The 6,204-nt window shown below is 70.9% G+C and carries 6 protein-coding genes; 3 read left to right on the forward strand and 3 right to left on the reverse strand.

Going from position 1 to position 6,204, the window contains the following annotated elements:
- Window positions 1-151 precede the first annotated feature (151 nt).
- Window positions 152-1,522 (forward strand): TAXI family TRAP transporter solute-binding subunit, encoded by a 1,371-nt coding sequence (locus tag D7X55_RS33945; RefSeq protein ID WP_120553061.1) that lies wholly within the window; start codon window positions 152-154, stop codon window positions 1,520-1,522.
- Between the two features lie 6 nt (window positions 1,523-1,528).
- Here D7X55_RS33945 and D7X55_RS33950 read toward each other — a convergent pair whose 3' ends face one another.
- On the reverse strand, window positions 1,529-1,867 hold the full coding sequence (locus D7X55_RS33950; protein WP_120553062.1) for a TerB family tellurite resistance protein: 339 nt from the start codon (window positions 1,865-1,867) through the stop codon (window positions 1,529-1,531).
- 177 nt (window positions 1,868-2,044) lie between these two features.
- On the opposite strand from D7X55_RS33950, the gene D7X55_RS33955 reads away from it, so the two are divergent.
- On the forward strand, window positions 2,045-3,115 hold the full coding sequence (locus D7X55_RS33955) for a LuxR C-terminal-related transcriptional regulator (RefSeq protein WP_158626468.1): 1,071 nt from the start codon (window positions 2,045-2,047) through the stop codon (window positions 3,113-3,115).
- A 93-nt stretch (window positions 3,116-3,208) separates the two neighbouring features.
- Entirely contained in the window at window positions 3,209-4,279 is a 1,071-nt protein-coding gene (locus D7X55_RS33960; protein WP_121725224.1) for a helix-turn-helix transcriptional regulator, read from the forward strand.
- A gap of 19 nt (window positions 4,280-4,298) precedes the next feature.
- Here the strand turns inward: D7X55_RS33960 and D7X55_RS33965 are convergent, their stop codons facing one another.
- The gene (locus D7X55_RS33965) at window positions 4,299-5,180 is read right to left on the reverse strand and encodes an alpha/beta hydrolase (RefSeq protein ID WP_120553065.1); all 882 of its coding nucleotides are present in this window, start codon (window positions 5,178-5,180) and stop codon (window positions 4,299-4,301) included.
- A gap of 2 nt (window positions 5,181-5,182) precedes the next feature.
- Window positions 5,183-6,145, reverse strand: a complete 963-nt coding sequence (locus D7X55_RS33970) for a TIGR01777 family oxidoreductase (protein ID WP_121725225.1) — start codon at window positions 6,143-6,145, stop codon at window positions 5,183-5,185.
- Between the last annotated feature and the right edge of the window lie 59 nt (window positions 6,146-6,204).

Genomic DNA, 6,204 nt, shown 5'->3' on the forward strand with positions numbered 1-6,204 from the left:
TGCCACACCCCTTCAAAAAGGCCTGGGAGGGAGGGTGTGTCGCGCAAGTGGTCGCGCCAAGTGCCCCCGGGTCCCGGCGTGCTCGCCTGCCTGGCGTGACGCGGTGTACGGCGGGGCCCCGCACGGCGCGGTCGGTATACTGCGCATCCTCATGAAGACGGACACGTTGAAGGCGCAGCTCAAGCGCACGTTGCGGCGCGACCTGTGGATCGCCGTCGCCCCCGCGACGCTCGTCATCGCGATCGCGTTCGCGGTGACGTTCTATTTCGTCAAGCCCGCGCCGCCCAAGACGCTGGTGATGGCGCTGGCGCCGGAGGAGGGCGGCTTCAACTACATGGCGAAGCGCTACCAGAAGTTCCTCGCGCAGCATGGGGTGACGCTGGAGCTGCGCAACACGAAGGGCTCCGTGGGCAGCGTGGCGCTCCTGAGCGCGGAGGACAGCGGGGTGGACATCGCCTTCGCGCAGAGCGGCACCACCGGCGGCAAGGGGCAGGAGGTGCCCGAGCACGTGGCGTCCCTGGGGAGCCTCTCCTACGTGCCGCTGTGGGTCTTCTACCGGGGCGAGCCCATCGGCGACGTGCGCGGCCTCGCTGGCAAGCGCATCGCGGTGGGGCCGGAAGAGAGCGGCACGCGCGCGCTGGCCATGACGCTGCTGCAGGCGAACAAGGTGGACACGGCGCCCACGGAGCTGCTGCCGCTGGAGCGGGACGCGGCCATCGACGCGCTGACGCAGGGCAAGGTGGACGCGGTGTTCCTGGTGTCACCGGCGGAGTCGCCGCGCATCCAGAAGCTGGCGGCGGTGAAGGACGTGCGCCTGCTCAGCTTCAACCGCGCGGAGGCGTACACGCGCCGCTACCCGTACCTGTCGCGCCACGTGCTGCCCCAGGGCGTGTTCGACTTCGCGAAGGACGTGCCGGACCAGGACGTGGTGCTGCTGGCGCCCAACGCGCTCCTGTTGGCGAAGGACTCGCTGCACCCGGCGCTCGCGTACCTGTTGATGCGCGCGGCCAGTGAGGTCCACGGCACGGCGGGCATCCTGGACAAGACGGGCGAGTTCCCCGCGCCGCTCGCGGCGGGCTTCCCGCTGAGCAGCGAGGCGAAGCGCTACTACGCGACGGGCGTGCCGCTGTTGCAGCGCTACCTGCCGTTCTGGGCGGCGAACCTGGTGGACCGGCTGTGGGTGATGCTGGTGCCCATCATCGCGGTGGTGGTGCCGCTGGGGCGCGCGGTGCCGGCGGTGTTCCTGTGGCGCGTGCGCTCGCGCATCCACCGGTGGTACGCGCGGCTGAAGGAGATTGAAATCCAGCTGGAGGAGGACCCGGACCAGGAGATGCTCCAGGACATGCTCAAGCGGCTGGAGGAGGCCGAGCGCGAGGTGAACCGCATCGCGGTGCCCATCGCCTACGCGGAGAACCTGTACTTCTTCCGCGAGCACGTGGACGTCGTGCGCCGCCGGCTCACCCGGAGGCTGGCGGGCGCGCCCGAGCACAAGGACGCGCATCCGCTGCAGATGCCCGCGTAGGCCGCTTCAGGGGGCCACGCCCAGCAGCTCGCGGATCTGCCGGATCATGGCGATCTCCGACTCGTCCAGGTGGCCGTCGCCGATGACGAGGGCGTGGACCGCTTCGAGCACGGCCTTGGGGTCCTCGCGCAGGACGCTCAGGTCCGGCGGCGGGAGCGGGTGGCCCTCGTGCAGGCAGCGGGTGAGGACGCTGAGCTCCGTCAGGGGCACGCTGAAGCCGCGCGCGGTGTCGATGATGGAGTCAATCTCCTCGCGGGTGACCCGGTCGTCGCTGGTGGCCACCTGGAGCAGGAGCTTGATGACCTCGATGTGGAACTGGGATTCAGGGGGCAGCGGGGCGGCCATGTGGGGTGCATCCTCCAAGGATGTCCAGGCTGACCTGCCAGGGGGGGAGCCGTCCAGCCCGTCGTCATTGCCCCGTCGTGGGGCGGAAAGGCGGCCGGGTGGGGGAGGGGCCTCCAACCCCGGGTGTCCTCCGTGCCATGCTCGGGACGTATGGCATTGCCGGGGGAGGCATTCCGCATGGGTAGGGCCTTACGGTTCACGTCTCGGGAGGAGTCCATCCAGCATGAGCTGCTGACGAACCTGATTGGCGTTGGCAGCTACCAGGACATCCACGACGTGCTGGAGCCGCGCGTGCTCCAGCTGTGCGGGGCGGACCACTTCGCGCTGGGGTGCGCCAACCTGGATGGCTCCGTGGGGCTCCAGTGGACGAGCCGCACGACGATGCCGCTGCTCCAGCGCTACTCCGAATGGGTGACGAACGACTTCGTGTTCAAGGCCACGCTGGCCCAGCCCAACCGCGTGCTGACCACGCCCGAGATGCTGCGGGGACAGACGCTGGACGCCCAGGAGACCCGTCAGCGCAGCGTGGAGGCGGGGCTGGACCTGAAGCAGGTGATGGCGGCCCTGCTGATTGAAGAGCAGCAGGGGCTCAAGGGCGGGCTCGCGGTGTACAGCGAGCGCGACCGGCCCTTTCCGGAGCGCAGCCAGCGATTGCTGCAATGGCTGGTGCCCGCCATCCACCGCGCGGTCAGTCACGTCCAGAGGATCCATGCGCAGGGATTGGAGCTGGACCTGCTCAAGGCCGGCGCCGTCGAGTCCGGGGCCCTGCTGGTGCTGACGTCCTGGGGCCGGGAGATGGTCCGCACGAACGCGGCCACGCGGCTGTTGGAGAAGTGGTTCGCGCGCTCGGACAGGACGCCGCAGGGGATTCCGAAGGCGTGGGTGGACCGGGTCGCGAAGCTGGCGCGCCTACCGGGGATGATTCCTCCCGCGCTGCTGGAGGACGTGCGGGACGAGAACGGAGAGCAATTGCAGGTGACGTTCTCCCTCTCCACCATCCTCTGGGCGGGCAATCCCCTGTGGCAGGTGCGCATCGTCGAGCGCCCGCATTGGGTGCGCGAGGACTGGAAGCTGACGCCCGCGGAGCGCGAGGTGGCGGAAGGAATCTACGAGGGCCTGTCGGACCAGGACATCGCGCTCAAGCGGGGCACGTCGTTGCTGACGGTAAAGGGGCAGGTGCGGGACATCTACCGGAAGACCGGGACCTCCAGCCGCACGCAGTTGATCGCGGAGGGGCGCCGCAGGTAGCTGGCGGCGGTCCCTGCCATACCTCTTTGGAGGGATGGGCCCCGTTTCCGCCCTCGTAATACTTGATGGGTATTGCAAACGGGGGTGGTACCCATGGGCAAGGCACGGAAGTTCCTGTCGCGTGAGCAGGCGTTGATCGCGGAGCTGAAGGAGGCGCTGGGCAACGCCCGGAGCCTGGAGGACGTCTACGAGGCCCTCTCCCGGGCGCTCCTCTCCCTCTGCGAAGCGGACCACCTGGCGGTGGGCTGCGCGAATCCGGATGGGACGGCGGGGTTGCAGTGGCAGACGGACACCGTCCACCCCCTCCTCAAGGATTACGCCGAGTGGGTGCAGGAGGACTTCGTCTTCCGCGCCACGGTGGTGCAACCCAACGTGGTGCTCAGCGACCTCCAGATGCTGCGGGGGCAGCCGCTGGCGGAGACGGAGACCTTCCGGCGCAGCCAGGGCGCGGGGCTCAAGCTCAAGCGCGTGCTGGCGTCGCTCCTCTTCACGGAAGCGGACCTGAAGGGCGGCATCGCGATGTACCGCGAGTCCTCCCGGCCCTTCACCGTCCGGGCGCAGTGGTTCCTCCAGCAGATCATCCCCTACGTCTCCCGGGCGGTGGCGCGGCTGCAGGAGTTCTACGCCCTGCGCTTCGAGCGGGACCTGCTCAAGGCCATCGCCATGGGGGGCAGCCCGGTGCTGGTGCTCAACAGACTGGGGCGCAAGGTCGTGGACACGGGGCCGGCCATCCCGCTGCTGGAGCGGTGGTTTGCCCCCCACGAGCTCAGCGACGGAGTGCCCCGCGCCTGGGTGGAGCGGGTGCGCGTCCTGTCCCGCTTCGACGTCGCGGCGGACCCCCGGCTGGAGTCCCTCACGCTGGAGCGTGGAGAGGACCGGCTGGACGTGACGTTCAGTCCCTCTTCCATCAGCTGGGGCGGCCGCGCCCTGTGGCAGGTGCGCATGCACGAGCGCGTCCACTGGCTGCGCCCGGACTGGAAGGAGAAGCTCACCGCGCAGGAGTCACGCGTGGCGGACTTCCTCCACGAGGGCCTGGCGAACAAGGAGATCGCCGGCCGGCTCCACTGTTCCGTGGAGACGGTGAAGGTCCACATCAAGTCGCTGTTCGAGAAGACCGGCATCCACAGCCGCGCGGAGTTCGTCGCCAAGGGCCGCCGCGGGTAGGCGGTAGGCGGTGGGGCCTTTAGAGCGCGCGGCCGAAGAAGTCGCGCAGGTGGCGCGCGTAGCCCTCGGGGTCCTTCCGGGCGTATTCGCCGTGGCCCGCTTCGGGCACCACCCACAGCTCGCGGGGCTCGCAGGCCGCGCGGTAGAGGCGGCCGTCCAGCTTCCGGGGGCCGTCCGGGTCGCGGCCGCCGTTGATGAGCAGCACCGGCCGGCCCTCCAGGCGGCACATGCCGTCCACGGGCTTGACCGCGTCCACGTCGATGCCGGCCCGGCGCAGCCCCCAGAGCACCGCCCAGGTGCTCAGGCCGTAGTGGGAGCCCATGTCCACCGCGAGGTCCGGGTAGGCGCCCGCCGCCGCCACCGCCTTCACGCGCGCGTCCTCCTGCGCCACCAGCAGCGCCGTCGTGCCGCCCATGGAGAAGCCGAACAGGCCCACGCGTCCCGGGGTGACGTCCGGACGCGCCCGCACGAAGGCCAGGGCCGCGCGCACGTCCTCGCGCTCGCTGTCACCCCAGCCCACCGCGTCGCCTTCGCTCTCGCCCTGGCCGTGCAGGTCGAAGAGCAGCACGCCGTGCCCCGCCTCCGACAGCACGCGCGCCTCGAAGAGGACCCGCGTGCGGTTGTCCGCGAAGCCGTGCACCAGCACCACCGCCGTCCCGTCGCGTGACGGGACGTACCACCCTTGAAGCCTGTGCCCCGCGGACTCGAAGGACACGTCCTCCAGGCCCGGCAGCGCGTCCGGGCCCGAGGGCCGCGTCACCGGGACGCGCGCCGGGTGCACCAGCGCCTGGGCCGCGCGCAGGCCTTTCGCGGCGGTGAAGCCGCCCGTGCCCAGCGCGCCCAGGACAAGCCCCAGCGCGGCGATGCGGCCCCAGCGGACGCGGTACGTCTTCGTGGACACGGTCAGCTCCGGACGGGGCCGCTACCGGCGCGCCAGCGCTCGACCAGGTCCTGCACGGCGGTCCCCCAGTCGGGGTACTCGAAGGTGAAGCCCGCGTCCAGCAGCCGCCCGGGCACCACGCGGCGGCTCTTGAGGAGCAGCTCCGTGTCCGTGCGCATGAAGAACGCGCCCACCTCCAGCATCCACTTCGCCGCCGGCAGCCCCACGCTCACGTGCGCCGCCTCGCGCAGCTTCGCCATCAGCTCCCGCTGGGGCAGGGGATGGGGCGCGGCCAGGTTCACCGGCCCGTCCAAATCGTCGCGCTCCAACAGCAGCTGCACCGCGCGCACGAAGTCCCGGTCGTGGATCCACGACACGTACTGCTGTCCGCTGCCCGCGGGGCCGCCCAGCCCCCGGCGCGTCATGCCCAGGAGCACGTCGAAGATGCCCTCCCGGTCCGGGCTCATCACCATGGCGCTGCGCAGCGCCACCTTGCGCGTGTGCGGCGTGTCCGCCTCCGCCAGCGTGCGCTCCCACGCCTTCGCGATGTCGATGCTGCGCTTCCAGTAGGCGGGCACGCCCGGCTCGTCACCGCCGATGAGGCCGGTGGCCTCGTCGTTGGGCGCGTCCAGCCGGTGCGCGTACAGCGTCGCGGTGCTCATCTGCAGCCACACGCGCGGCGGCTTCGCGGCCCGCTGGATGGCTTGGCCCACCACCCGCGTGGAGTCCACCCGCGAGTCCATCATCTGGCGCAGGTTCTCCTCCGTGTAGCGGCAGTTCACGCTGCGGCCCGCCAGGTTGATGACCGCGTCCGCGCCGTCCACCTCCTTCGCCCAATCACCCAGCGTGCGTCCGTCCCAGGACACCGTGCGCGCCTCGCCCTGGCCACCCCGGCTGAGGAGGACGACGTCGTCCCCTCGCGCCAGGAACGCCCGCGCCAGCAGCGCGCCCACCTGCCCCGTGCCACCCGGAATCACGATCTTCATGAACGCCAACCCCCTCCGTTGGTGCGACGTCCGGAGGCATAGCGCGGGGCCCCCAGCCC

It is taken from the genome of Corallococcus sp. AB049A (genome assembly GCF_003668885.1).
In the GTDB taxonomy this organism is placed as follows: Bacteria; Myxococcota; Myxococcia; order Myxococcales; family Myxococcaceae; genus Corallococcus; species Corallococcus interemptor.